This is a genomic window from Oceanimonas pelagia (assembly GCF_030849025.1).
Classification (GTDB): domain Bacteria; phylum Pseudomonadota; class Gammaproteobacteria; order Enterobacterales; family Aeromonadaceae; genus Oceanimonas; species Oceanimonas pelagia.
In genome coordinates this window covers 1,628,022-1,651,040 of record NZ_CP118224.1, presented here as the reverse complement: position 1 = coordinate 1,651,040, position 23,019 = coordinate 1,628,022, and the positions used below count along the sequence as shown (strand labels likewise).

The window sequence follows — 23,019 nt, the reverse complement described above, 5'->3', positions numbered from 1 at the left end:
GATCCATGCCAAATCAGTTGTCGCTTCGCTCCTACACGCGCCAGCGCCGCAGCCATGCCCACGACTTCCATCAGCTGGTGCTGCCCCTGCGCGGCGTGATCCAGCTTGAAATGGCAGGGTTTTGCGGCAAGGTGGCGCCGGGAGAATGCGCGGTGATAAGGCAGGGGGAGCAGCATCATTTTACCGCCGACACCCAGGCCCGGTTTGTGGTAGCGGATCTGGATGCGTTGCCACCCAACCTGGTCGGCGGCGAGCGGCTGGTATTTGCCGTCAGCCCGCCCCTGAGCCGTTACCTGGAGTTTATCGAGGCGCAGCTGGAGCATCAGGTTAATGCCGACATCGAGCGTGCCATGGTGGCTACCTTTGCGGTATTGGTGGCCGAGCAACGGCTGAGCCCGCGCCTGGATGCGCGTATTCGGCAGGTGCTCTCGCATATTGAACGCCACCTGACGGAGAAAATGACCCTGCAGCGGCTGGCCGGGGTGGCCTGCCTCAGTGAGACCCAGCTAAAAAAATTGTTTCGCCAGCAAGTGGGGCTCACGGTGATGCAGTATGTCACGCAAAAGCGCATGGACAAGGCCAGGGCGCTGATTCAGCACACCGACTATTCCATTCAGCTGGTTGCCGAGCTGGTGGGATATACCGACCTGTCGGCCTTCAGCCGGCGGTTTTCCCGGCATTTTGGCATGACGCCCACTCGTTTCTCGCAGTAACTTTCCGTCTTTGCGGCATGGCAAAGCGTCCTTTCGGCACAAACAAACCTTGTTTGCTGACATACCATGACAGCCATTGTTTGATGAGGGAGCGGATTGTCATGGCACAGTCTCGGGAAGTAATGATGGGCATACTGACCATAGTGGTGGCCAGTGTGCTGTGGGGAACCACGGGCACCGTGGCCAGTTTTGCCGAAAATGTCAGTGCACTGGCCACCGGGGCCTTTGCCATGGGAGTGGGAGGCATATTGCTGGCGCTGAGTGCCGGCAAGGCGCTGCGAAAAGACCGGGCGAAACTGTGGGCCAGCCCGGGCGCACTGGCCCTGGGGGGACTGTCGGTGGCGGCGTATCCGCTGGCGTTTTACAGCGCCATGCAACTGGCCGGGGTTGCCATTGGCACCGTGATCTCCATTGCCAGTGCCCCCCTGTTTGCGGTGATCATGGAGTGCCTGATTGGCAGGAAAAAGCCATCCGCCCAATGGTGCCTCAGCTTTGTCTTTGGCATGGTGGGGGTGCTGCTGCTGGCCCTGGGCAAGCAGCAGGAAGTGATGCCGTCCGGCGGCGAGCTGGCCCGGTATGCGGGCATGGCCCTGGGGCTGCTGGCTGGGTTGACCTATGCCACTTATTCCTGGGTGGCCAGGGGCATGATCGCCAGGGGCGTGCACTCCAGCTCGGCCATGGCGGGCATGTTCGGGGTGGCCGCCCTGGTGTTGTTGCCGTCACTGGCCTTTACCGGCAGTAATCTGTTTGCCACCGCCACCAATACCGGCGTGGCCTTGTACATGGCGGTGGTGCCGATGTTCCTCGGTTATCTCTGTTTCAGCTATGGGCTCAGGCATGTGGATGTGAGCCAGGCAACCCTGCTGACCCTGCTGGAGCCGGTGGTGGCCATGTTGCTGGCGGTCGTGGTGGTGGGGGAGCGGTTTTTGCTGCCGGGCTGGTTCGGCATGGGGCTGATTATTGTCTCCATGCTGGTGCAGACGGGCCGGGGGCCTTTCCGCCTGCCCGGGCGCCGGGCCGTTCAGCCCGGTTAAATGGCCTACAGTTCGTGCACGATGGCGTCCAGATCGGCCGTTCGCTCATCGTGCACATGCTCCATCATATGATCGATAAACAAGCGGGTTTTCGCCGGCAGGTAGTTGCGGGACGAATAGTAAATTTTCACCTGAATGGGATCGGCCTCGTATTCACGCAACACACGGCGAAAGCAGCCCTGCTCGATACAGGTCTGGGCGTGGCCTATGCCCACGGCCGCAATACCCACCCCCATTTCCACCGCCTTGATGGCGGCCGACAGGCTGTTGACGGTCAGGTTGCCCTGAGGCTCCCGGTGAATTACCTCGCCATTGACGCGAAAATCCCAGGTCTTTTTACGGCCGGTGGTGGAAGATCGATAGGCAATGCAGTTGTGCCGGGACAAATCATCCGGCGTTTTGGGCTCGCCAAACTTCTCAATGTAGTCACTGTTGGCCACCAGTACCGGCTGCAGTTTGTAGAAGTCGCGGGCGATCAGGCGGCTGTCCTGATTGAGCATGACGCCAATGCCCACATCGGCACCCTCCTTGACCAGGTCGCCGATGCGATCATCGAACTGCAGATCCAGCTCAATATCCGGGTATTTTTCGAGGAAGGCGGGCAGCAGGGGCAGCACCACCATGCGCCCGAAGCTGTCGGGCAGGTTGATCTTCAGGCGGCCGTGGGGCTGCTTTTTCTTGTCTTTGCTGCGCCGGATCTGATCTTCCAGCTGCTCAACCAGGGGTTCGGTTCGCTTGTACAATTCGTGGCCGTCTTCGGTCAGGGTGAGCGAGTGGGTGGTGCGGTGAAACAAACGCAGTTCCAGCGACTTTTCCAGTTGAGCCACGGCCTTGCTGACGGCCGCCGAGGTCACTCCCAGATGGCGGGCCGCGGAAGAAAAGTTGCCGTTCTTGACCACCGCAAGAAAAATGTTGAGCTGGTTGGGGATCATGGCGGTTTGTGTGTTCTCCGGTTATTTGGCGCCCTGCCGGCGGCAGGGCGCCAGGATGAAGGTCAGGCGGGATTGAAATCGTCCGCACTGTGCCGTTCGGCCAGTTGCTCGGATTCATCGCCCCAGATCCGGTTAACCCGCCGGCCGCGCTGCACGGCAGGACGCGCATCGATGGCGTTGGCCCAGCGCAATACGTTGGGATAGTCGGACACCGACAGGAATTCTGCTGCGTCGTACAGTCGACCCAATACCAGGGCGCCATACCAGGGCCAGATGGCAATGTCGGCAATGCTGTAGTGGTCGCCGGCAATAAAGGGGCGCTCGGCCAGCTGGCGATCGAGTACATCCAGCTGACGCTTGGTTTCCATGCTAAAGCGGTTGATGGGATATTCCAGCTTTTCCGGCGCGTAGGCGTAAAAATGGCCAAAACCGCCGCCCAGGTAGGGTGCCGAGCCCATTTGCCAGAACAGCCAGTTCATCACCTCGGTTTTCTGCGCCGGATCTGTGGGCAGCAGGGCGCCGAACTTTTCGGCGAGGTACAGCAGAATGGAACCGGACTCAAACACACGCACCGGCCGGTCGGTGCTGTTATCCACCAGCGCCGGAATCTTGGAGTTGGGGTTCACTTCCACAAAACCGGAGGAAAACTGATCTCCCTCACCGATGCGGATCAGCCAGGCGTCATATTCGGCGCCGCTGTGGCCCAGGGCCAGCAGCTCTTCCAGCATCACGGTTACCTTGACGCCGTTGGGCGTGGCCAGGGAATAGAGCTGCAGCGGGTGCTTGCCTACCGGCAGGGTTTTCTCATGGGTGGCACCGGCCACGGGGCGGTTGATGTGGGCAAATTCGCCGCCATTGGCTTGGTCCCAGGTCCAGACCCTGGGCGGAGTGTAGGGAGTCGTCATTATTTCAGTCTCCTGGTGGTTCAGTTACATAAAGAGGGAAGGGGAATGGCCGTTTCCTGTTCGAGCCCTCGCAACCGGTGCGTGTATTGTTCAAGCAACGCGATGCGTCCATGCTCGCACAGGCAGGCCGGCTGATAGGCGACAAAGGGTTCCAGTACCTGAAAGCCGGCCAGGGCCAGCATGCCCTTGTGTATGGGGCCCAAGACTTCCGGCATGGTGCCGAGGGGGCCGCCGGCGGAGTACTGTGAGGCCGGGCCACCCGTGGTCAACGACAGCATGGCGCGCTTGCCCTTACAGGGGGCGGCTTCGCAACGGTATTTGGTTTCGTCGTCATGCTGGCAGGTAAACACGCGGTCTACCCAGCCCTTCATCATGGCGGGCATGCCAGACCACCACAGGGGGAACTGAAAAATCAGCAGATCGCACCATGCCAGCTTCTGGCGCTCGGTGTGAATGTCTTCTGCAAAGCCATCATGTCTGGCGGCATGGGCTTCTTCGTCCTGCTGCTTGAAGTAATCCGGGTTGGCCGTGGTGATAAAATTATGCCGGCCCGATACCGGGTTGAATGCCAGCTCGTGCAGGTCGGAAATCTGCACCTCGTGCCCTTCGGCGGTCAGTACGCGACTGGCGGTGCGCAGCATGGCGGCGTTGAAGCTGGCCGGCTCCGGATGCCAGTAGACGATTAAGGTATTCATGGCGTTGTCTCCAGGTGATGGAAGCACCATAAGGCAAACAAGAGGGCTGTTTGTAGCCACAGTTCGTTTAAAATGGCTTCAACCTTTAGTTGAAAGCGTAGTCCTTGTCCTATTCCGGAAAGAACAAAAGGGTCCGCGACAGCAGTGGCTCGGCCATTATGCCAGCTTCAGGCGACGGGAAATATAGTCGAGAAAGGCGGTGATGCGGCTGGACAGGGTGGTATTGCGGTAGTAAACGGCATGGACCTGCTCGCGGTCGTTGGGGGTGAGGATGTAACTGTCCAGTACCTTGACCAGGCGACCACTGGCCAGATCGTCACAGATCATGAAATCGGACAGCAATGCCAGCCCCTGTCCGGCCAAGCAAAGCTGGCGAATGGTCTCGCCGCTGCTGCTGGACAGGTTGGGTACCACGGTCACCGGGGGCGACAGTGGCCAGCGGTTGAGGTGGGGTGCATCGGCAAAGCCGATGATCTGGTGGTGAAACAGCGCATCCAGGGTCTGGGGTGTGCCGTGTTGTTCCAGGTAGGCCGGCGAGGCCACCATATGCAGCGGGCTGCGCCCCAGAAAACGGGCATGCAGGTTGGAGTCCTGCAGGGCGCCGATGCGAATGGCGAGATCGGTGCGGCGCTCAATCAGGTCGATGATGTTTTCATTGGCGACCAGCTCCAGTTCAATCTGCGGATATCGCTCGCGAAAGCCCGGCACCAGCGGCACCAGCTGATGCAGAATAAAGGGGGTGACTGCATCCACTCGCAGCCGGCCCGACGGTATGCCGCGCAATGCCCTCAGGTTTTCTTCGGCTTCGGCCAGCCGGTCGAGGCCCTCGCGGGCCTGCTCGCTGAACAGTCGGCCTTCTTCGGTCAGCTCCAGCTTGCGCGTGGTGCGGTTCAGCAGGGTGCAGTCCAGTTCCCTTTCCAGCCGGCTCAGGGCGCGGGATACCCGGGCCACCTGAATGTCGAGAATGCGGGCCGCCGCCGACAGGCTGCCGCTGTCGATCACCGTCAGTAAAATTTCCAGATCTTCGGTACGAGAGACTATTGCCATATTTGCAAAGGTATTTTGTTGGTGATGCTGTTTTTGCAAAAGATAGCAGTGGGCATACTTCGCGGCAATCTAACTCATAGCGGAGACTGTTATGCCTGTTGCTCTTCTTGCGTTGACCCTGAGCGCATTTGCAATCGGTACCACCGAATTTGTGATTGTCGGACTGGTACCCACCATTGCCCAGGATCTGGGTGTATCCCTGCCATCGGCCGGCCTGCTGGTCAGCCTTTATGCCCTTGGTGTGGCCGTGGGCGCCCCTGTGCTGACCGCACTGACCGGACGCTGGCAACGTAAAAACGTATTGATGACCATTATGTCGCTGTTTGTGATCGGCAACCTGCTGGCCTGGATGGCACCGGGCTATAACTCCCTGATCATGGCGCGCATTCTTACCGGCCTGGCTCACGGGGTGTTTTTCTCGATTGGCTCCACCATTGCCACCGGCCTGGTGAGCAAAGACAAGGAAGCCAGCGCCATTGCCATCATGTTTACCGGCCTGACCGTGGCCCTGGTAACCGGCGTGCCCCTGGGCACCTGGATCGGCCAAAGCTTCGGCTGGCGCGCCACCTTCATGGTGGTGGCGGCACTGGGCCTGATTGCCCTTGTCGGCAGCGCCCTGCTGGTACCGAAAAACCTCAAGCAGGCCCCGCCGGCGCGCATTGCACAGCAACTGAAGGTGCTGACTCAGCCGCGCCTGCTGTTGGTGTATGCCATGACCGCCGTGGGCTATGGCGGCACCTTTACCGCTTTCACCTTTCTGGCGCCGATCCTGGAGCAGGTGTCCGGTTTCGAGTCCGGTGCCATCGGCCTCATCATGCTGGTATACGGCGTATCGGTGGCCATCGGCAATATCTGGGGTGGCCGTCTGGCGGATCGTCTGGGCCCGATCAAGGCGCTGAACATTATCTTCGCGGCACTGGCGCTGATCCTGCTGGTCTTCACCTTTACCGCCGTCCACCCGGTGGCCGCGGTGCTGACCATTCTGGTCTGGGGCGCGTTCGCCTTTGGCAATGTGCCCGGACTCCAGGTGTATGTGGTGCAACTGGCCGAAAAATACACCCCCGAGGCGGTGGACGTGGCATCCGGCCTGAACATCGCCGCCTTTAACGTAGGCATTGCCCTGGGCTCGGTACTGGGTGGCGTGATTATCGAAGGCATGTCGCTGATGGACACCGCCTGGATTGGCGCCCTGATCGTGCTGCTGGCACTGGTGCTGACCCGGTTCTCCGGCGCCCTCGACAAGCGTGCCGAGGCACGAGCCGCCTGAGACTGAAATGTAAACAAGGGCGAAGCCAGGCTTCGCCCGGGAGTGTTTGTAATGAGCATTGAAAAACTGACCCAGGGCGGTTTTTCCATCGGACTGGAACTGCCCCTCGACAATGACTGGTCTGCCGAGGGCGACACGCGCCGTCGGCAGGATGGCCGCCCTTTTGGTGTGCCGGACATGCAACGACACGCCGAACTGATCCGGCTGGCCGATCAACTGGGATTCAGAGCGGCCTGGGTGCGCGATGTGCCCCTGTACGACCCGAAATTCGGTGATGCTGCCCAGGTGTTTGAAACCTTTACCTACCTGGGGTACCTGGCCTCACACACGCAGCAGATCCTGCTGGGCACCGCCGCCGTGGTGCTGCCGCTGCGCCAGCCCTGGCTGGTACGCAAGGCCGCCGCCACGGTCCAGGCACTGAGCGGCGATCGCCTGTTGCTGGGGGTTGCCAGCGGTGACCGCCCCAGTGAATACCCGATTTTCGGGGTGGAATTTCCCGGCCGGGGTGAGCGTTTTCGCGACGCCGTGAGCGTGCTTCGTGGCGACCAGGACGGCGTTCTGGCAAGTGGCATGGAAGTGCTGCCCAAGGCGCCCCAGCCGCCCTTGCTGGTGGCCGGGCTGGCGCAGCAAAGCCCTGCCTGGGTGGGGGAGCATATGCAGGGCTGGCTGGCCTATCCGGGCACACCGCAGGATCACATCAAGCGGGTTGAGCTCTGGCGCCGCGTTGCCGGAGACAAGCCCTACATCAGCTTTATTCACCTGGATCTGGTCGGCGATGTGGACGCCCCCATACGGCGACACCATTTCGGCATCAGCACCGGCATCAACGGCCTGATCAAGGAACTGGAAGCCATGAAATCCGCCGGGGTGGATCACATCGGCCTGCATGTGCGCCGCAATCAACGACCACTGGATGACACTTTTCACGACATCGGCGAGCGTGTTTTGCCCTTGTTTCACCCGCAATAACAGGAGTTACCCGTAATGAACATGATGCCTTCTCTAGGAATGGGAACCTTTCCTCTGGAAGGATATGAAGTCTAGGGTGTTGGTTTCAACTTTTGCTTATAACAGTTCCAAGGCCGACATGACTACCCCGTCGAGGCAGGTTCTGGCGCAATATGGCCGTGCCTTTGGCAGGCGGAACCTGCCTGTAACGATAGCGAGGATTACAATGACAGATCTCTTTACGCCGGTTCGGCTTGGTGCCGTTGAACTGAACAACCGGGTGCTGATGGCCCCGCTGACACGTATTCGCGCCGATGCCGACCATGTTCCTACCGACCTGATCGTGGAGCATTATGCCCAGCGTGCGTCCGCCGGCCTGCTGATTGCCGAAGCGACCATGGTGATGGAAGGCAATTCGGCGTTCTGGCGTGAGCCGGGCATCTATTCTGACGCCCAGGTGGCCGGCTGGAAAAAGGTTACCGACGCCGTGCATGCCCGCGGCGGCAAGATTTTTCTGCAGCTCTGGCACGGTGGTCGTGCCTGTCACCCGCTGCTCAATGAAGGCCGGGTGCCGGTGGCCCCCAGTGCGGTAGCCATCACCAATGATGAAGTGCATACCCCGGAAGGGAAAAAGGCCTACACCGTGCCCCGTGAACTGCGCGATGACGAGATTCCGGCCATTGTTGAAGGGTTTAAAATCGCCGCTGAAAATGCCAAACGCGCCGGTTTTGATGGCGTGGAAGTGCACGGTGCCAATGGTTATCTGCTGGATCAGTTCCTGCGTGACGGCGGCAATCAGCGCACCGGCCCTTATGGTGGTCCGATAGAAAATCGTGCCCGACTGCTGCTGGAAGTGCTGGATGCCGTCGTGGGCGTCTGGGGCAGTGATCGGGTGGGTGTGCGTCTGTCGCCGCTGAACAGCTTCAACAGCATGAAAGACAGCGATCCGGTCGGCTTGATCACCTGGATGGCGCAGCGTCTGAATGATTACAACCTGGCCTATCTGCACCTGATGCGCGGCGACGTGCTTGGCGAGCAGCAAGGCGATGTGGTGACGCCCGCCCGTGAGCACTATCGGGGCAACCTGATCCTGAACATGGGTTACGACGGCGAGGAAGCCAACGCCGCCGTTCAATCCGGTCAGGCACAGGGTATCGCCTTTGGCGTGCCCTTTATCGCCAACCCGGATCTGGTGGCGCGCCTGCAGACCGGTGCCGAGCTCAATGAGCCCGACCCGGCCACCTTTTACAGCCAGGGGGCCGAGGGCTATAACGATTACCCCACCCTGGAAGCGCTGGCGGAAGCCTGATAAGGCCGAGCGCTGAAGGCCCTGGTGTGAGCAACCAGCGATAACCCGTGAGCAGAGGGGAAAATGATGAACCACATGCATACCGTCCACTGTGACTGTGAGGCGGTAGAAGTCACCATGACGGGGCAGCCGAAGGTACATGGCTACTGTCATTGTGAGGATTGCCGCGAGCTGCTGCAGGTGCCGTACCACTCGGTGCTGGCCTGGGAAGCGGACAATGTCGCCATTACACGCGGCAAGGCGGATGTTATTGAATTTCAGCATCCCCGCAAGCGCATGACGCGCATCTTTTGCAAGCACTGTGGCGATGTGTTGTATAACACCAATGCAATGGGGTGGAAGCTGGTGTCTCAGCTGTTGTTCCAGCGCTGTAACCCGGGCCCTTTGCCCGATGGCTTTGAGTTAACGGCCCATTTTTTCTATGACCGCAGGGTTATTGATATCAATGACGGGCTGCCGAAACGATGAGATAAACGTGAACTTCCCCCGATGAGCGGGGGAAGTATTGATAACCCGGATTAGAGCATCACAATCACGTCTTCGGCGGGCAGGCGGGCCTTGGGCCGGCCGTGGTTGAAGTCTTCGCCCTGCTTGTAATAGCCCATGGCCAATGCCACTTCACACACGTAACCACCCAATTCTTCTTTGAATTTTTCTCCTATCAACTCAGGATCAACTCCTTCCATGGTGGTGGAATCAATACCCAGTCGCGCCAGGGTATGCAGGGCATTACCCAGCGCCAGGTAAATCTGTGCCTTGGTCCAGTGGCCGTTGAAGCCGTTTTCATCGGTGTTGGCCTCGGCAAAGGCGTAGGCCCCCAGCATTTTGTCGTACAGCTCCGGTGGCAGGTGGCCGGAAGAGACCTCGACATCCACCCGTTTGCGGTATTTGTCCTTGGTGAAATAAGGATCATAGGCAAACAGTATGGTGTGTGACGCCTCTTTGGCATGGGGCTGGTTGAACTGATGCTTGTTGGCAAAGGTATCGTGAAAGCGCTGCTTCGCTTCATCGCTCTCAATCACGATAAATTTCCAGGGCTGGGAGTTGATGGAGGAAGCAGACAGACGCAGGGCTTCCAGCACAATGTTCAGATCCTCGGCCGGAATACGCTTGCTGCTGTCGTATTTCTTGACGGTGTAGCGACGGGTAAGATCTTTGATGATTTGATGAGACATGGTTCTCCCCGAGTAATGGTGTTCAGAAAATATGGTATGTGAAGGTCGGCTTGGGCGATGCCTAGTGGCGACATGGCAGTGTTTGCTGCGGAGTGGGGGCATTCTATTTGAATTGCGAAGAATAAAAAGTCGGGCGCTGTTGAATAACTTTATAAAATTTTTTGATAATACTTGAGAGGGAAAACGGTATGATTATTTATCAATCGGCGAGATAGTCTCCCTTTAAGACTCTCCTGACCAGGCCGCGCTCATTGTTACCTTTCCATTCAAAGCCATGACCATGTCCCGCACGGACATGCTTCAACTTTTTGTTTAAGCCAATTTAACCAACAACCCGCTACAGAGTTGAAGCCAACTTCCGGATACTTGCGCTCCGTCATTTTCTGGATCGCCAACCCCGGAGTTAGGCTCATGCAATTTCGTTTACTGTCCTGTCTGTTGTTTACCGCTGTACTGGCGGGATGCTTCGCCGAAGCGGAGTCGACCGCAAAGGCAACCCCTGCCGCCCAGCCGGTGGACGTTGCCGCCGTGTTGTACGCCCAATACAGCCCCGAATACACCTTTACCACTCGCCTGGAGTCGCCCCGGCAGGTTGAACTGCGACCCCGGGTCTCCGGCGTTATCGAGTCGGTGGAATTTCGTGAAGGCAGCCATGTAAAGCAGGGGGAGTTGCTGTTCCGTATCGACCCGCGCCCCTTTGCGGCCGAGGTGGCCCGCCTTGAAGCCGAGCTGGAGCGAGCCCGGGCGGCGCTGCATCAGGCCAACTCCGAGGCCCAGCGTGCCAGGCGCCTGCAGGGCCGTAATGCCATGTCGGCAGAGCAGGCCGAATCCCGCCTGTCGCTGGCCAGCCAGCGGCGGGCCGAGCTGGCCTCGGTGCAGGCTGCCCTGCAGGCGGCGCGCCTGAACCTCGAGTTTACCGAGGTGCGGGCGCCCATTGACGGTCAGGTGTCCAATGCCTTTATCACCGAGGGCAACAATGTGCAGGCGGGCCAGAGCGTGCTGACCTCGCTGTTGGCCACCGACCGCCTCTACGCCTATTTCGACGTGGATGAGCGTACCTGGAATGGGTCATTTTCCGGGGTTACCGCCGACGGCCAGACGCCCGTTATGCTGGCACTGGCCGGCAGCAACGGCGAGCAGCATGCCGGCGTACTGGACTTCATTGACAACCAGATCAATGAACAGACCGGCACTTTGCGCGTGCGCGCGGTCTTTACCGCCAAAGACGCCCAGCTGCGTCCGGGCGCCTTTGCGCGTATTCACCTCAAGGCCGCCGGCAGCCGTCCCACCGTGATGGTGCCGGATCGCGCCGTGGGCACCGATCTGAAAAACCGCTTTGTGCTGGTGGTGAACGCCGAGAACGTGCTCGAGTACCGCCAGGTTGAACTCGGTCGTCGCGAAGGCACGCTGCGGGTGGTGGAAGCCGGCCTGGAGCCGGGAGAGCGCATTGCCGCCAACGGACCGGCCCGGGTTGGCCCGGGCATGCCGGTGACCCCGCGAAATGTCGAGATTGATGTCCAGCACCTGACCCTGGCCAAGCCCCAGTCCGCCGCCGAACCGTCTGCATAACCGGATTAGAGACGTCATGAAATTCAGTCATTTCTTTATCAGCCGGCCGATATTTGCGGCCATGCTGTCGCTGTTGATCCTGGTGGGGGGCAGCATCTCGCTGTTCCAGCTGCCGGTCAGTGAATATCCCGAAGTGGTGCCGCCCACCGTAGTGGTAACGGCAAACTACCCGGGCGCCAACCCCAAGGTGATCGCCGAAACCGTGGCGGCGCCGCTGGAGCAGGAGATGAACGGCATTGAAAACATGCTGTACATGTTCTCCCAGGCCACCACAGACGGCCGTATGACCCTGACCCTGACCTTTGCCCTGGGTACGGATCTGGACCGGGCTCAGGTACAGGTGCAAAACCGGGTGACCAGTGCCCTGCCGCGTTTGCCGCAGGAAGTGCAGCGCCTGGGGGTAGTGGCGGAAAAATCCTCGCCCAACCTGACCATGGTGGTGCATCTGATCTCTCCCGAAGGTGATCGGGAAATCAGCTACCTGTCCAACTACGCCGATATCTACATCAAGGATCAGCTGGCGCGTCTGCCCGGTGTGGGTGATGTGCAGATGTTTGGTGGTGGCAAGTACGCCATGCGTCTGTGGCTGGATCCCGAGGCACTGGCTGCACGAAATCTGGTGCCGGGGGATGTGGTGCAGGCCGTGCGGGAGCAGAACCAGCAGGTTGTCGCCGGTAGCCTGGGTGCCCAGCCGGTCAGCACCGACAGTGAATTCCAGATTTTGCTGAATGTAAAAGGTCGTCTGGAAAGCACCGAAGAATTTGAGAATATTGTGGTGCAGGTGGACCCCAGCGGCGCCATCACTCGCCTGAAGGATGTGGCGCGCATTGAGCTGGGCCTGGATAACTACTCCCTGCGCTCCCTGCTGAATGGGCAGAACGCCGTCGCCATCCCGATCTTCCAGCGCCCCGGCGCCAATGCCATTGAGCTGTCGGATCAGGTGCGGGCCACCATGGACGAGCTGTCTGAGCAGTTCCCTGCTGGCGTGGAATACCGCATCGCCTATGACCCGACCGTGTTTGTGCGTGGCTCCATCGATGCGGTTATCGATACCCTGCTGGAAGCCATTGTACTGGTGGTAGTGGTCGTCATCCTGTTCCTGCAGACCTGGCGCGCTTCCATTATTCCGCTGATTGCCGTGCCGGTGTCGCTGATTGGTACCTTTGCGGTCATGCAGTGGCTGGGGGTATCCATCAATACCCTGTCGCTGTTTGGTCTGGTGCTGGCCATCGGTATTGTGGTGGACGACGCCATCGTGGTGGTGGAAAACGTGGAGCGTAATATCGGTAACGGGCTGTCGCCGGTGGAAGCTACTCGTCAGGCCATGACCGAGGTAACCGGTCCCATCATCGCCATCGCACTGGTGTTGTGTGCGGTGTTTATTCCCACGGCGTTTATTCAGGGTCTGAGTGGTCAGTTTTACAAGCAGTTTGCGCTGACCATTACCATCTCTACCCTGATTTCGGCCTTTAACTCGCTGACGCTGTCGCCGGCGCTGTCTGCACTCTTGCTGCGCAGCCACGATGCCAGGCCCGACTGGCTGACCCGCGGCATGAATGCCCTCTTTGGACGCTGGTTGTTTGCTCCCTTTAACCGCCTGTTCGAGCGCGGTGGTCGAATGTACGAGAAAGGGGTGAAAAAACTGATCCGCCTGAGTGTGGTGGTGGGCGTGGTTTACGTTGGCCTGCTGGGGGGGACCGTGACCCTGTTCAATGCGGTACCGGGTGGCTTTATTCCCCTGCAGGACAAACAGTACCTGGTGGCGGTGGCGCAGCTGCCCGACGCCGCCAGCCTGGACAGAACCGAGTCGGTGGTGCGGGAGATGGAGCAAATTGCCCTGAAAACCCCGGGTGTGATGCAAACCGTGTCTTTCCCCGGACTGTCGGTGAACGGTTTTACCAACAGCTCCAACAGCGGCATCGTGTTCGTTACCCTGAAGGACTTTGACGAGCGCAAGGCTCCGAGCCTGTCTGCCAATGCCATTGCCGGCCAGCTCAATGGCCAGTTTGCCGGTATTGACGAGGCCTTTGTGGCCGTGTTTCCGCCGCCGCCCATTCTGGGTCTGGGCACCACGGGTGGATTCAAGCTGCAGATTGAAGACCGGGCCAGCCTGGGCTTTGAGGCGCTGTTCGACAACCTGCAAAAGGTACTGGACGCGGCCCGTCAGGATCCCGCACTGACCGGACTGTATTCCAGCTTCCGTATTCAGGTGCCGCAAATGGACATCGAGATCGACCGTGAGCAGGCCATGCTGCAGGGCATTCCCCTGGAGCAGGTGTTCGACACCCTGCAAATCTATCTGGGCTCGCTCTATGTAAACGACTTCAACCTGTTTGGCAAAACCTATCAGGTGAATGCCCAGGCCGATGCCGAGCATCGTGTGGATCCCGAGCAGATCCTGCGGCTCAAGGTGCGCAATGCGGCCGGCAACATGGTGCCCCTGGGCTCGGTGCTGACCGTGGAGTCCACCATAGGACCGGATCGGGTAATGCACTACAACGGCTATCCGACCGCCGAGCTGAACGGTAACCCGGCTCCCGGCTACAGCTCGGATCAGGCGCAGCAGGCGATTGAGCGCATTCTGAACGAGCAGCTCGACACCGGTATGGCGTTTGAGTGGACCGAGGTGACCTATCAGCAGATCCTGGCGGGCAACACCATGGTGTATATCTTCCCGCTGGTGGTATTGCTGGTGTTCATGGTGCTGGCGGCCCAGTACGAGAGTTTGACCCTGCCGCTGTCGATCATCCTGATCGTGCCCATGACCATCTTGTCGGCACTGGCAGGTATCTGGCTGGTGGACGGAGATAACGACATCTTCACCCGTATCGCGCTGATCGTGCTGGTGGCGCTGGCCTGCAAGAACGCCATTCTGATGGTGGAATTCGCCCGGGACAGCCGTAACGAGGGCAACTCCCGGCTGGAAGCCATTCTGGAAGCCTGCCGCCTGCGTCTGCGGCCGATACTGATGACCTCCATCGCCTTTACCGCCGGTGTGGTCCCCCTGGTGCTGGCCAGTGGTGCCGGTGCCGAGATGCGCCAGGCCATGGGGGTGGCGGTGTTCTCGGGCATGATTGGGGTGACCGTCTTTGGCCTGCTGTTTACGCCGGTATTTTACATGGCCATGACCGCCCTGGAGCGCAAGCCCGCGGTCGATGAGAACACTGAAACCCCTCGTCAGGAGGTAGAGCATGCGTAAGCGTACCCATACTGTGGCCCTGTACCGGCTCCCGACCCTGACCTCCATCGCATTGCTGCTGGCGGGCTGTGCCGTGACCACAGAGCATGAAGCACTACCGGCGCCGGACCAGCAGGTGATGCAACAGATTACCGGGCAGGTGAGCCTGGACGGTGAGCAAACCGAGGCGGCCGCCAAGTGGTGGCATGCCTATGGCGATGCGCAGCTGAACCGCCTAGTGGAGCAGGCCCTGGCCAACAATCACGACCTGGAGGCGGCGGCCTTGCGCCTCGAGGCCGGCATGGAACGCCTGCGGGTGAGCCGGGATCAACTGCGGCCTCAGGGAGGCGTTGCCGGCAACATATCCCTGACCCGCCAGCAGGACCCTCAGAGCCTGAATGTGGTCCGTCAGGAAAGTGCCACACTGGGACTGGCCGCCGACTGGCAGCTGGATCTGTTTGGCCGCATTCGCGCCCGGGTGAGACAGGCCCAGGCAAACCTTGACCATCGTCAGGCCTTTGAGGCTCAGACCATGGCCGATGTGGTCAGCGGCGTCGTGGCTACCTATACCCGGCTGATGGGCGCGGAAGAGCAACTGGCCCTGCTCGACAAGCAGCTGACGTTGCTGGATGAAGGCGTGGATGTGCTGACACTGCGGGTGGAAGAAGGGCTGTCGACGCCCCTGGAGCTGAGCCGGGCCCAGGCTCTGCGGTATGAATATCGTGCTCGCCGTCCGGAACTGGAAGTGCTTCGAACCCAGTATCAGGACGCCCTGGCCATTCTGACGGGGGTAACCCTGCCCGACGTGCGGGAGCAGGTGTCGGCCGCCGGCCTGCCGGCACTGGCATCACTGCAGTTGCAGATCCACGAGCCCGAGCAGGCATTGCGCCAGTCACCGGAGATACGGCTGGCCGAAGCCCGGGTGGCCGAGGCGATGGCCCTGTCTGACGAGGCCAGGGCGGCGCTCTTTCCGAGCATCAGTGTGAGTGGTGTGCTGGGCTGGATGAGCAGTACCAGCCTGGGGTTGGGGGGCGCCGATGAAAACCTGGGCATTCGTCCGCAGCTGAGCTGGTCTCTGCTGAACCTGTCGGCCCTGAGAGACGGTCTGGATGCCCAAAAGCTGGAAGAGCGGGCCGTGCTGGCCGAGTTCGAGCAGACCTGGCTGCGTGTGCTTAACCGGGCCGACCGCGCGGTTCAGGACTGGCAGGCCCGGGAGCAGCAGGTGCTGGCGCTGATGCGCCGGCAGGAGTATGCCCGCAGCGCCTATGAGCAGGCCGAATCGAGATATGAAGAAGGCATGATCCCCTATCTGGACTTCCTGGATGCCCAGCGGGATCTGCTGACCTCCGAGGCCGGCGTTATCGACGCCAACAGCCGGTTGCTGGAAGCCTTCAGCGAATTACAGCGTGCCTTTCCGGGGCGCTGGAGCAGTGTGTTGTAAGTCCGGAATGGACAGTGCTTTGCCCGCCTTGATGGCGGGCTTTTTTTCGTTATGGTCAGCACTCAATATAGGGGGTATTTATGACAGAAAAAGGTCTTTCTGCCGTGCCGGATTATCAAAAAATCATCGATGTTATCAACTTGTATGTGGAAGGCTGGAAAGGGGATGTCAACAAGTTCAAAGCGGCGTTTGATAAAGACGCCTGGATCTTCTTCATCGATGCCAGTGGCAAGCGGCATAAATATTTGCTGACAGACTGTTTTGAGAGCTGGTCCCGCACCGGGTGGGACATTGATGCCCAAATCGTGTCGATTAATCAGGTAGGCAGTGCGGCGAATGTTATCATGAATTTTAACAATCTGACCGATCCGGCGGCCTCATTTGTTGATTTTCACAACATGCTGGAGGTGAATGGACGGTGGCTGATCACCAATAAAACGGCGGTTCATATCGACTGATAGATATAGGCATGAGAAAGGCAGTAATGCCCATTTAAAATGCTGCACGGCTGCCTAAAATGGCAGCCTTTCATTTAATCGAAACCTTCTTGTGCGCTAATGCGCTATCATCACTCGGTACCTGTTGTCTCTGTGCTTTACAGGCTGGTATCTTGCGCGGCAATGACGCTGACAGGGGCTAGATTACGGGACTCCCGAAAGGGTGTTTTGGTATTGTTGCGGGTATGTTTAAATTTTTGAGGTGTAATAACCTAATGTCGTTGCAGAGATACGTTTGATGAATCAAAGTTCGTTACATTCAAAAAAATCAATTCTGTTTGTGCTGGCGCTGGGCGGCTTCATATTGGGCCTGACCGAATTTGCCATGATGCCAATGCTTCCCCTGTTTACCGACGCATTCGGTTCAACACCGGCACAAAGCAGCTATGCGATCAGTGCTTATGCCCTTGGGGTGGTGGTAGGCGCGCCGGTGTTTATGTTGTTGACGGCCAATATCAGAAAGCGCCAGGCATTGATGTTATTTGTTGCCATGATGCTGGTGTTCAATGGTCTGGGCGCATTGGCACAAACACTTGAACAACTGGTACTTTCCCGGTTTCTGAGCGGGCTGCCCCATGGTTGTTACTTTGGCACGGCGGCCATTATGGCGGCAGAAATTGCCCCCAGGAATGAAAGGGTTTCCTATATATCCAAAGTATTTATGGGGCTGACCATTGCCACCATTATCGGTGTTCCCCTGGTCACTCTTATCGGCCAGAACTTAAGCTGGCGTTACTGCCTGGCGCTGGTTTCATTTATTTCGCTGATCGCCTTGTTGTTGATGTTCAGGCTGCCCAATGAACCCAATAAAACCCGAGTGACGCTGGCGAATGAGTTGGGTGTTTTTAAAAGTAAATCGGTGTGGTCGATCATCGCGATGATCATCGTCGGCTTCGGTGGCATCTTTTGTATGTACACCTATGTCGCCGATACCATTTTAAAACACACCCAGGCACCCGCCTATGCCGTGTCCATCGCCATGGTGGTGTTTGGTATTGGCAGCACGGTGGGCAATGTCGTGCTGGGCAAAATAGGCAACCGCCAGCCGGTGATGACCACAGGGGTGGTTCTGGCCTTGGCGGCGCTCTTCTCCCTGCTGTATGTGTTTGTCAGCAGCAGCATGGTGCTATTGTGTGTGGTGGTGTTCTTTATTGGTTGCACTATTGGACTGGCGGCCATTGTTCAATCTCTGCTGATGGAAGCCGCGCCAAACGGGCAGGCCATGATAGGGGCAATAGTGCAGTGTTCATTTAATACCGCCAATGCCATCGGCCCCTGGGTAGGCGGTCTTTACATTGCCGCCGGCGGAGAAATACATGAGTCGGGCTATGTGGCCGCGATATTGTTTGCCGGCGGGTTTGTTATCTGGGCTGCCAGTGCCAAATTGCTGTCACGCAATCAGGCACCTGTGCCAGCGGCGCCGGATGTTTGTGCTGAACAGTTGACGCTGGCGCCGTCAGATACTCATACCGGCGGTGATACGCCGGCACTGCTTTGCGGGGGTACGCCAAAGTAGCGCTTGAACTCGCGGCTGAACTGGGTGGGGCTTTCATAGCCCACTTCGGCGGCGGCCTGCTTGACCTTGACGTCCTTGTCCTGCAGCAGCTCCCGGGCCCGGGTCAGCCGCAGTTTCTTCAGATACTGCAGGGGCGGGGAGCCGGTGGCCTGGCGAAAGTGGCGGTGAAACGATGACGTGCTCATGCCGGCCAGCGCCGCCAGCCGCTCTACCTCCAGGCTCTCCTGATAATGCTCGTGCATATGCTTCAGTACTCGCTCCATTCTCGCCAGCTGGGTGTTGTAACGGGCCAGGTCGAACAGGGGAGCGGCGTGCTCACCGGTCAGGATCAGATACAGAATTTCGCGCAGTGTCCCTTCCCCCAGGGCGGCTGCGGTCAGGGGGGAGTCGAGGCACTGGCAGAGCCGAATGGCCGCGGCGGAAAGCTGCTCAGTGACCCGGCTGACGTAGAGCCCCGGCTGTGCCGCACCGTCGGCCTGCGGCGGCAGCCGGTTGTGTTCATCCAGCAACCGGATCAGCGGTTGCAGCATGTCCATGCGAATGTCGAGCAGCAGCGCCAGCAAGGGCTCGCCCGGGGTGACCAGGGTTTCGCACTCGGCAGGAATGGGCAGGGTCATCACCAGGTAGTTGTTGGCGTTGTAGTCATAGACCCGGCCGTCAAGATGAACCCGTTTGGCCCCTTGCGCCACCAGAATAATGCCCTGGGTGTAGCACATGGGCTCTCTGGGCACCGAGCGGCTGGCCCGATACACGCCAACGCCCTGCATGGCGGTGGTATTGAAGCCTTCCCGAGGGGAGAGAGTATCCAGTAAGTGAGCCAGTTCATTCATCGGCGGTATGCTCGCAGGAGTTGTAACGTTGGGTCCTCTACTATATCAAAAAAAGTCATGGTTGATAGTTTTAGGCATGATAAAGGCAGTAATGCCCATTCAAAACCCTGCTCGCATCCTTACAATGGCCATCGTTCACTTAACGGAGGCCTACTGATGCAACAGTTTGATTATCACAACCCGACCCACATTGTTTTTGGACAGGACCGGCTGGCGGAGCTGGATAATTTGGTGCCTGCCGACGCCCACGTCATGGTGCTCTACGGCGGTGGCAGCGTGCAGCGCAACGGCACGCTGGAAAAGGTGCGTCAGGGCCTGGGTCAGCGCCGGGTCAGCGAGTTTGCCGGCATTGAGCCCAACCCGCGTTTCGACACCCTGATGAAGGCGGTGGAAGTGGTGCGCCGTGACGGCGTGGATTTTCTGCTGGCGGTCGGCGGTGGCTCCGTGATGGACGGCACCAAGTTTGTGGCCGCCGCAGCCCCCTATGCCGGTGAGGAAACAGATCTGCTGAAGAGCGGCTTCAACCCCATTCCGATCAGCGGGGCCCTGCCGCTGGCTACCGTCGCCACCCTGCCGGCCACCGGCTCGGAAATGAACATGGGCGCCGTGGTAAGCCACGAGGGCGGCAAGTTTCCGGTAATGAGCCCGCTGCTGTTTCCGCGCTTCTCATTCCTCGATCCGACCCTGACCTTCACCCTGCCCGCGCATCAGGTGGCCAATGGCATTGTGGATGCCTTTGTGCATGTGGTGGAGCAGTATGTGACCTTTCCGGTTGGCGCCCAAGTCCAGGATCGCACCGCCGAAGGCATTCTGCGTGCCCTGATCGAAGTGGGCCCGCAAACCCTGGCAAACCCCACCGACTACGACGCCCGGGCCAACCTGATGTGGAGTGCCACCTGCGCCCTGAACGGCTTTATTGGTGCCGGTGTGCCCCACGACTGGAGCACGCACATGATCGGCCACGAGCTGACTGCCCTGTTCGGCATCGACCATGCCCAGACCCTGGCCATTGTGCTGCCGTCGCTGTGGCAGGTACGCAAGGAGCAGAAGCGCGCCAAGCTGCTGCAATACGCCGAGCGGGTGTGGGACATTCGCGACGGCAGCGAGGAGCAACGCATTGAACAGGCCATTGAGCGGACTCAGTCATTCTTTGAATCGCTTGGCGTCAAGACCCGGCTGTCCGACTACGGGGTTCGCGCCGAGCAGATTGACGACGTTATCAAGGCCCTGACCGCCCACGGCATGGTGGCGCTGTCTGAAACCGGCGATCTGACCCCCGATGTCAGCCGGGACATTCTGCAAGGCGCACTGTAAGCCATGCTCCGCGCCAGGCAGGCTCCTTTGGGGGCCTGCCTTTTTTACCAGAAAATCAATCAAGGCCTGCACCCTGCGGGCTTTTTGGCTGTTCTGCACAAAATACAAGAACAGGCCGGAGTAGGGGTACCAATGGCGCTGCAGCACCGGGCGCAGGCGCCCCGATGCCAGTTGATCCGCCACCATGGGCGTGACGATGCGACCGACCCCGAGCCCCTTTTCGGCGGCATCGACCATGGCGTCGGCGGTATTGTCATAGAGCATCTGGCCGGCCTCGGTCAGCTCAATACGGCGGGGGCTGCGGGTAAATTGTTAATTCAAAGTAAGTCGTCCGGCTGGAAGTGTATGTTTGGCGCCTGACAGATTGCACAAACTGGACTGAGTTCCCTTCCTTCAGTGATCTACTCTTCGGAAAAGCGGTTTAAACAAAAAGTTTAAACTTTGCGTATTGATATTCGAATTGTTATAGAGGTTTAACGGCCTGGAGCTACCTTTTTCGAGCTTCTAAGCCCTTTATCCCTGATAGTGCCGGGGATATAAACCTTAATGGGGCAGGTTTATACTAGTACATCGCTATAACAAGGCTGAATTTGTTTCAACTTTTTGTCACAATAATTCCAAAGTGGTAGCGGGTACACAGCCTCACCTCTGTTCAAATATCATAGCGGGGTAGCAACAAATCCTGTTAACCAAATATTGAGTAGAGAAATAATTATGCATAAACAAGTCCTGCCCGCCATTGCCCTGTTTTCTTTGTTTTCCATGGGCGCTGCCCATGCCGATGGCATTGATCGCCTCGAAAAGCGCCTGGCCGAACGGCGTGGAGTTCAGACCAAGGAAGTACAAATCGCAACGGTATCTTCAGGCCAGGCACCAGCTCGACTGTTCCTGCAAGGGGAGGGGGACGGTGTCGATCGACTCAAAAAGCGCATGGAAGAATTGCGCAAGGCCCGAGGCTAAGCGTGAATACCAGTGCTGAATAACGAAAATGCACCCTGAACGGTGCATTTTTTGTTGGGTGTTAGGCACCGGAGCAAGCCATTGATGAATTTGATACGGTATGCCCTTTTGGGCGAGTTGAACAGGTAGCGAATGAGTAAATCCGGCGAGTCACTGGGCAGACAGTTATATCGCATGACCTGGCCGATGCTGATTGGTGTGCTGGCCACCATGAGCAGCCAGCTGATAGACAGTGCCTATATCGGCCAGTTGGGCACCCAGCCCCTGGCGGCGGTGGGGTTCACCATTCCTGTGTTTCAGCTCATTATCGGCATACAGGTCGGCCTGGGTATCGCCACCACAACGATGATTTCCACCGCCCTGGGAGCCGGCAAGCAGGGCCATGCCCGGCAACTGGGCAGCCTGGTGCTGGCCACCGGCGGCGCCGTGGTGTTTATGCTCTGCCTGCTGATCTGGGCAGGCCAGCAAACGATTATCTCCACGCTGGGGGCCAGTGAGGCCCTTTACCCGTTGGTGCGGGCATACTGGCTGCCGTGGCTGGGCAGTTGCTGGCTGGGGGCGATGTTGTATTTTGGCTACAGCATTTTTCGGGCGAATGGCAAAACCCTGCTGCCAGGCATGGTGATGGTGTTGACCAGCCTGCTGAATATTGTGCTGGATCCATTGTTTATCTTTGTGCTGGACATGGGCCTGGCCGGTGCGGCCTGGGCCACCATTTGCGCCTATGGTGCCGGGTGTCTGGTTCTTTTTGTCAGCATGGCGCGGCTGCGGTTTATCCAGTTGCCCGGCAGTGTTGCCCGCATTCACACCGGGCTGAAACGCCTGCTCTCCTTTGTGGTGCCGTCCACCCTGAGTCAGCTGGTGCCGCCGTTGTCGGCCATGCTGGCCACGGCCATTGTGGCCGCGCATGGCGAGCGTGCGGTAGCGGCCTGGGGCCTGGGCAGCCGTATTGAGCTGATGTCCATCATTGTGGTACTGGCACTGACCATGGCGATGCCGCCCATGATTGGCAGGCTGCGTGGCAGCAATAACCTTGAACAGATTCGGCGGCTGGTGGGCAAGGCAGTGAAATTCGTGGTGCTGTGGCAGCTTGTTCTGGCAGCCCTGCTGGCTGCGCTGTCTGCTCCCTTGAGCAGGGTGCTGATCAGTGACGGGGCCACGGCGGCCCTTCTGGCCGAATATCTCTGGCTGGTGCCGATAAGTTATGGTGCCCTGGGGCTGTGCATGATCATGGTGTCGGTGTGCAATGCCATGGGCAAGCCCAGGCTGGCGCTGGTCATTTCGGCATTGCGTCTGCTGGGTTGCTACCTGCCCCTGATCTGGTTGGGATCCGAGCTGTACGGTTTGCGCGGGCTGTTTTTCGGAGCCACCCTCGGCAACCTGCTGGCCGGCCTGATGAGCTGGTACATGTACAAAAAACATGCCATGGCCCCGGCTTTGCGCGCCATGGGGTTGTCGGAGCAAGCGACCCTGTAAGCCCCCGCCTGGCGCCCTCTGGCTCTCGAAATCGGCCGGGCAAGGCTGCAAGGCGTACGGTAAGCCTGACCGATAAGGTCTATCAAGGCCCCGCTTGAGGGCCTTGTTCGATTTATCCCTGCCTCACTGCCACTTGTTCATCCCAAATGCCCTTGTCATCTTCACGGCTGCATTCGAATAACCAAATATTCTTTTTATTGAATATATGTTTAT

General features: G+C 59.0%; 20 protein-coding genes and 1 pseudogene. 14 read left to right on the top strand and 7 right to left on the bottom strand.

Going from position 1 to position 23,019, the window contains the following annotated elements; genetic code table 11:
* Nucleotides 1–5 precede the first annotated feature (5 nt).
* Together PU634_RS07865 and PU634_RS07860 are read left to right on the top strand one after the other, a co-directional pair.
* Nucleotides 6–713 (top strand): helix-turn-helix domain-containing protein, encoded by a 708-nt coding sequence (locus PU634_RS07865; protein ID WP_306763500.1) that lies wholly within the window; start codon nucleotides 6–8, stop codon nucleotides 711–713.
* Nucleotides 714–814: 101 nt separating this feature from the next.
* Complete coding sequence (locus tag PU634_RS07860) at nucleotides 815–1,747, top strand: DMT family transporter (protein WP_306763499.1); 933 nt, start codon at nucleotides 815–817, stop codon at nucleotides 1,745–1,747.
* A 5-nt stretch (nucleotides 1,748–1,752) separates the two neighbouring features.
* On the opposite strand, the gene PU634_RS07855 is transcribed toward PU634_RS07860, so the two are convergent.
* From PU634_RS07855 to PU634_RS07840, 4 genes are all read right to left on the bottom strand, one after another.
* Nucleotides 1,753–2,679, bottom strand: a complete 927-nt coding sequence (locus tag PU634_RS07855; RefSeq protein WP_306763498.1) for a LysR family transcriptional regulator — start codon at nucleotides 2,677–2,679, stop codon at nucleotides 1,753–1,755.
* Nucleotides 2,680–2,741: 62 nt separating this feature from the next.
* Entirely contained in the window at nucleotides 2,742–3,584 is an 843-nt protein-coding gene (yghU, locus tag PU634_RS07850) for a glutathione-dependent disulfide-bond oxidoreductase (RefSeq protein WP_306763497.1), read from the bottom strand.
* 20 nt (nucleotides 3,585–3,604) lie between these two features.
* The gene (locus PU634_RS07845; RefSeq protein WP_306763496.1) at nucleotides 3,605–4,279 is read right to left on the bottom strand and encodes an NAD(P)H-dependent oxidoreductase; all 675 of its coding nucleotides are present in this window, start codon (nucleotides 4,277–4,279) and stop codon (nucleotides 3,605–3,607) included.
* Nucleotides 4,280–4,435: 156 nt separating this feature from the next.
* Nucleotides 4,436–5,326, bottom strand: a complete 891-nt coding sequence (locus tag PU634_RS07840) for a LysR family transcriptional regulator (protein ID WP_306763495.1) — start codon at nucleotides 5,324–5,326, stop codon at nucleotides 4,436–4,438.
* Nucleotides 5,327–5,417: 91 nt separating this feature from the next.
* Between PU634_RS07840 and PU634_RS07835 the strand changes: the two genes are divergently transcribed.
* The 4 genes from PU634_RS07835 to PU634_RS07820 all read left to right on the top strand — a co-directional run bounded on the left by PU634_RS07835 (nucleotide 5,418) and on the right by PU634_RS07820 (nucleotide 9,318).
* Complete coding sequence (locus PU634_RS07835) at nucleotides 5,418–6,593, top strand: MFS transporter (protein ID WP_306763494.1); 1,176 nt, start codon at nucleotides 5,418–5,420, stop codon at nucleotides 6,591–6,593.
* Nucleotides 6,594–6,644: 51 nt separating this feature from the next.
* A complete protein-coding gene (locus PU634_RS07830; protein ID WP_306763493.1) occupies nucleotides 6,645–7,562 on the top strand; it encodes a TIGR03571 family LLM class oxidoreductase in 918 nt (305 codons plus the stop codon).
* A gap of 205 nt (nucleotides 7,563–7,767) precedes the next feature.
* Entirely contained in the window at nucleotides 7,768–8,850 is a 1,083-nt protein-coding gene (locus tag PU634_RS07825) for an alkene reductase (RefSeq protein WP_306763492.1), read from the top strand.
* 75 nt (nucleotides 8,851–8,925) lie between these two features.
* Nucleotides 8,926–9,318, top strand: a complete 393-nt coding sequence (locus PU634_RS07820) for a GFA family protein (RefSeq protein WP_306763491.1) — start codon at nucleotides 8,926–8,928, stop codon at nucleotides 9,316–9,318.
* Between the two features lie 50 nt (nucleotides 9,319–9,368).
* On the opposite strand, the gene PU634_RS07815 is transcribed toward PU634_RS07820, so the two are convergent.
* Nucleotides 9,369–10,025, bottom strand: coding sequence for an NAD(P)H-dependent oxidoreductase (locus tag PU634_RS07815; RefSeq protein WP_306763490.1), 657 nt, complete (start codon nucleotides 10,023–10,025; stop codon nucleotides 9,369–9,371).
* A 411-nt stretch (nucleotides 10,026–10,436) separates the two neighbouring features.
* On the opposite strand from PU634_RS07815, the gene PU634_RS07810 reads away from it, so the two are divergent.
* From PU634_RS07810 to PU634_RS07790, 5 genes are all read left to right on the top strand, one after another.
* Nucleotides 10,437–11,594, top strand: a complete 1,158-nt coding sequence (locus PU634_RS07810) for an efflux RND transporter periplasmic adaptor subunit (RefSeq protein ID WP_306763489.1) — start codon at nucleotides 10,437–10,439, stop codon at nucleotides 11,592–11,594.
* 16 nt (nucleotides 11,595–11,610) lie between these two features.
* Entirely contained in the window at nucleotides 11,611–14,793 is a 3,183-nt protein-coding gene (locus PU634_RS07805; protein WP_306763488.1) for an efflux RND transporter permease subunit, read from the top strand.
* Nucleotides 14,786–16,213 carry a TolC family protein gene (locus tag PU634_RS07800; protein ID WP_306763487.1) on the top strand — a complete coding sequence of 476 codons (1,428 nt, stop codon included), beginning with the start codon at nucleotides 14,786–14,788 and terminating at the stop codon, nucleotides 16,211–16,213. The genes PU634_RS07805 and PU634_RS07800 overlap by 8 nt, the downstream gene beginning before the upstream one ends.
* Nucleotides 16,214–16,293: 80 nt before the next feature.
* Entirely contained in the window at nucleotides 16,294–16,671 is a 378-nt protein-coding gene (locus tag PU634_RS07795) for a nuclear transport factor 2 family protein (protein ID WP_306763486.1), read from the top strand.
* A 277-nt stretch (nucleotides 16,672–16,948) separates the two neighbouring features.
* Nucleotides 16,949–18,226, top strand: coding sequence for an MFS transporter (locus PU634_RS07790; RefSeq protein WP_306763485.1), 1,278 nt, complete (start codon nucleotides 16,949–16,951; stop codon nucleotides 18,224–18,226).
* Here the strand turns inward: PU634_RS07790 and PU634_RS07785 are convergent.
* The gene (locus PU634_RS07785; RefSeq protein WP_306763484.1) at nucleotides 18,175–19,056 is read right to left on the bottom strand and encodes an AraC family transcriptional regulator; all 882 of its coding nucleotides are present in this window, start codon (nucleotides 19,054–19,056) and stop codon (nucleotides 18,175–18,177) included. The genes PU634_RS07790 and PU634_RS07785 overlap by 52 nt on opposite strands.
* Before the next feature lie 156 nt (nucleotides 19,057–19,212).
* On the opposite strand from PU634_RS07785, the gene PU634_RS07780 reads away from it, so the two are divergent.
* The gene (locus tag PU634_RS07780; RefSeq protein WP_306763483.1) at nucleotides 19,213–20,370 is read left to right on the top strand and encodes an iron-containing alcohol dehydrogenase; all 1,158 of its coding nucleotides are present in this window, start codon (nucleotides 19,213–19,215) and stop codon (nucleotides 20,368–20,370) included.
* Between the two features lie 99 nt (nucleotides 20,371–20,469).
* On the opposite strand, the pseudogene PU634_RS17230 reads toward PU634_RS07780, so the two are convergent.
* Nucleotides 20,470–20,607, bottom strand: a pseudogene (locus PU634_RS17230) (hypothetical protein); the annotation flags it as partial.
* Between the two features lie 477 nt (nucleotides 20,608–21,084).
* Here PU634_RS17230 and PU634_RS07770 point away from each other — a divergent pair.
* Both PU634_RS07770 and PU634_RS07765 read left to right on the top strand, forming a co-directional pair.
* Entirely contained in the window at nucleotides 21,085–21,330 is a 246-nt protein-coding gene (locus PU634_RS07770; protein ID WP_306763481.1) for a hypothetical protein, read from the top strand.
* Nucleotides 21,331–21,462: 132 nt separating this feature from the next.
* Nucleotides 21,463–22,806 carry an MATE family efflux transporter gene (locus PU634_RS07765; protein WP_306763480.1) on the top strand — a complete coding sequence of 448 codons (1,344 nt, stop codon included), beginning with the start codon at nucleotides 21,463–21,465 and terminating at the stop codon, nucleotides 22,804–22,806.
* Nucleotides 22,807–23,019: the final 213 nt, after the last annotated feature.

Excerpts from the sequence above, each read along its gene's own strand:
- PU634_RS07840 (WP_306763495.1), bottom strand. The coding sequence starts at position 5,326 with ATGGCAATAGTCTCTCGTACCGAAGATCTGGAAATTTTACTGACGGTG.
- PU634_RS07770 (WP_306763481.1), top strand. The coding sequence starts at position 21,085 with ATGCATAAACAAGTCCTGCCCGCCATTGCCCTGTTTTCTTTGTTTTCC.
- PU634_RS07790 (WP_306763485.1), top strand. The coding sequence starts at position 16,949 with ATGAATCAAAGTTCGTTACATTCAAAAAAATCAATTCTGTTTGTGCTG.
- PU634_RS07795 (WP_306763486.1), top strand. The coding sequence starts at position 16,294 with ATGACAGAAAAAGGTCTTTCTGCCGTGCCGGATTATCAAAAAATCATC.
- PU634_RS07855 (WP_306763498.1), bottom strand. The coding sequence starts at position 2,679 with ATGATCCCCAACCAGCTCAACATTTTTCTTGCGGTGGTCAAGAACGGC.
- PU634_RS07780 (WP_306763483.1), top strand. The coding sequence starts at position 19,213 with ATGCAACAGTTTGATTATCACAACCCGACCCACATTGTTTTTGGACAG.
- PU634_RS07835 (WP_306763494.1), top strand. The coding sequence starts at position 5,418 with ATGCCTGTTGCTCTTCTTGCGTTGACCCTGAGCGCATTTGCAATCGGT.
- PU634_RS07810 (WP_306763489.1), top strand. The coding sequence starts at position 10,437 with ATGCAATTTCGTTTACTGTCCTGTCTGTTGTTTACCGCTGTACTGGCG.
- PU634_RS07825 (WP_306763492.1), top strand. The coding sequence starts at position 7,768 with ATGACAGATCTCTTTACGCCGGTTCGGCTTGGTGCCGTTGAACTGAAC.
- PU634_RS07860 (WP_306763499.1), top strand. The coding sequence starts at position 815 with ATGGCACAGTCTCGGGAAGTAATGATGGGCATACTGACCATAGTGGTG.
- PU634_RS07830 (WP_306763493.1), top strand. The coding sequence starts at position 6,645 with ATGAGCATTGAAAAACTGACCCAGGGCGGTTTTTCCATCGGACTGGAA.
- yghU (WP_306763497.1), bottom strand. The coding sequence starts at position 3,584 with ATGACGACTCCCTACACTCCGCCCAGGGTCTGGACCTGGGACCAAGCC.
- PU634_RS07845 (WP_306763496.1), bottom strand. The coding sequence starts at position 4,279 with ATGAATACCTTAATCGTCTACTGGCATCCGGAGCCGGCCAGCTTCAAC.
- PU634_RS07820 (WP_306763491.1), top strand. The coding sequence starts at position 8,926 with ATGCATACCGTCCACTGTGACTGTGAGGCGGTAGAAGTCACCATGACG.
- PU634_RS07765 (WP_306763480.1), top strand. The coding sequence starts at position 21,463 with ATGAGTAAATCCGGCGAGTCACTGGGCAGACAGTTATATCGCATGACC.
- PU634_RS07815 (WP_306763490.1), bottom strand. The coding sequence starts at position 10,025 with ATGTCTCATCAAATCATCAAAGATCTTACCCGTCGCTACACCGTCAAG.
- PU634_RS07805 (WP_306763488.1), top strand. The coding sequence starts at position 11,611 with ATGAAATTCAGTCATTTCTTTATCAGCCGGCCGATATTTGCGGCCATG.
- PU634_RS07800 (WP_306763487.1), top strand. The coding sequence starts at position 14,786 with ATGCGTAAGCGTACCCATACTGTGGCCCTGTACCGGCTCCCGACCCTG.
- PU634_RS07785 (WP_306763484.1), bottom strand. The coding sequence starts at position 19,056 with ATGAATGAACTGGCTCACTTACTGGATACTCTCTCCCCTCGGGAAGGC.
- PU634_RS07865 (WP_306763500.1), top strand. The coding sequence starts at position 6 with ATGCCAAATCAGTTGTCGCTTCGCTCCTACACGCGCCAGCGCCGCAGC.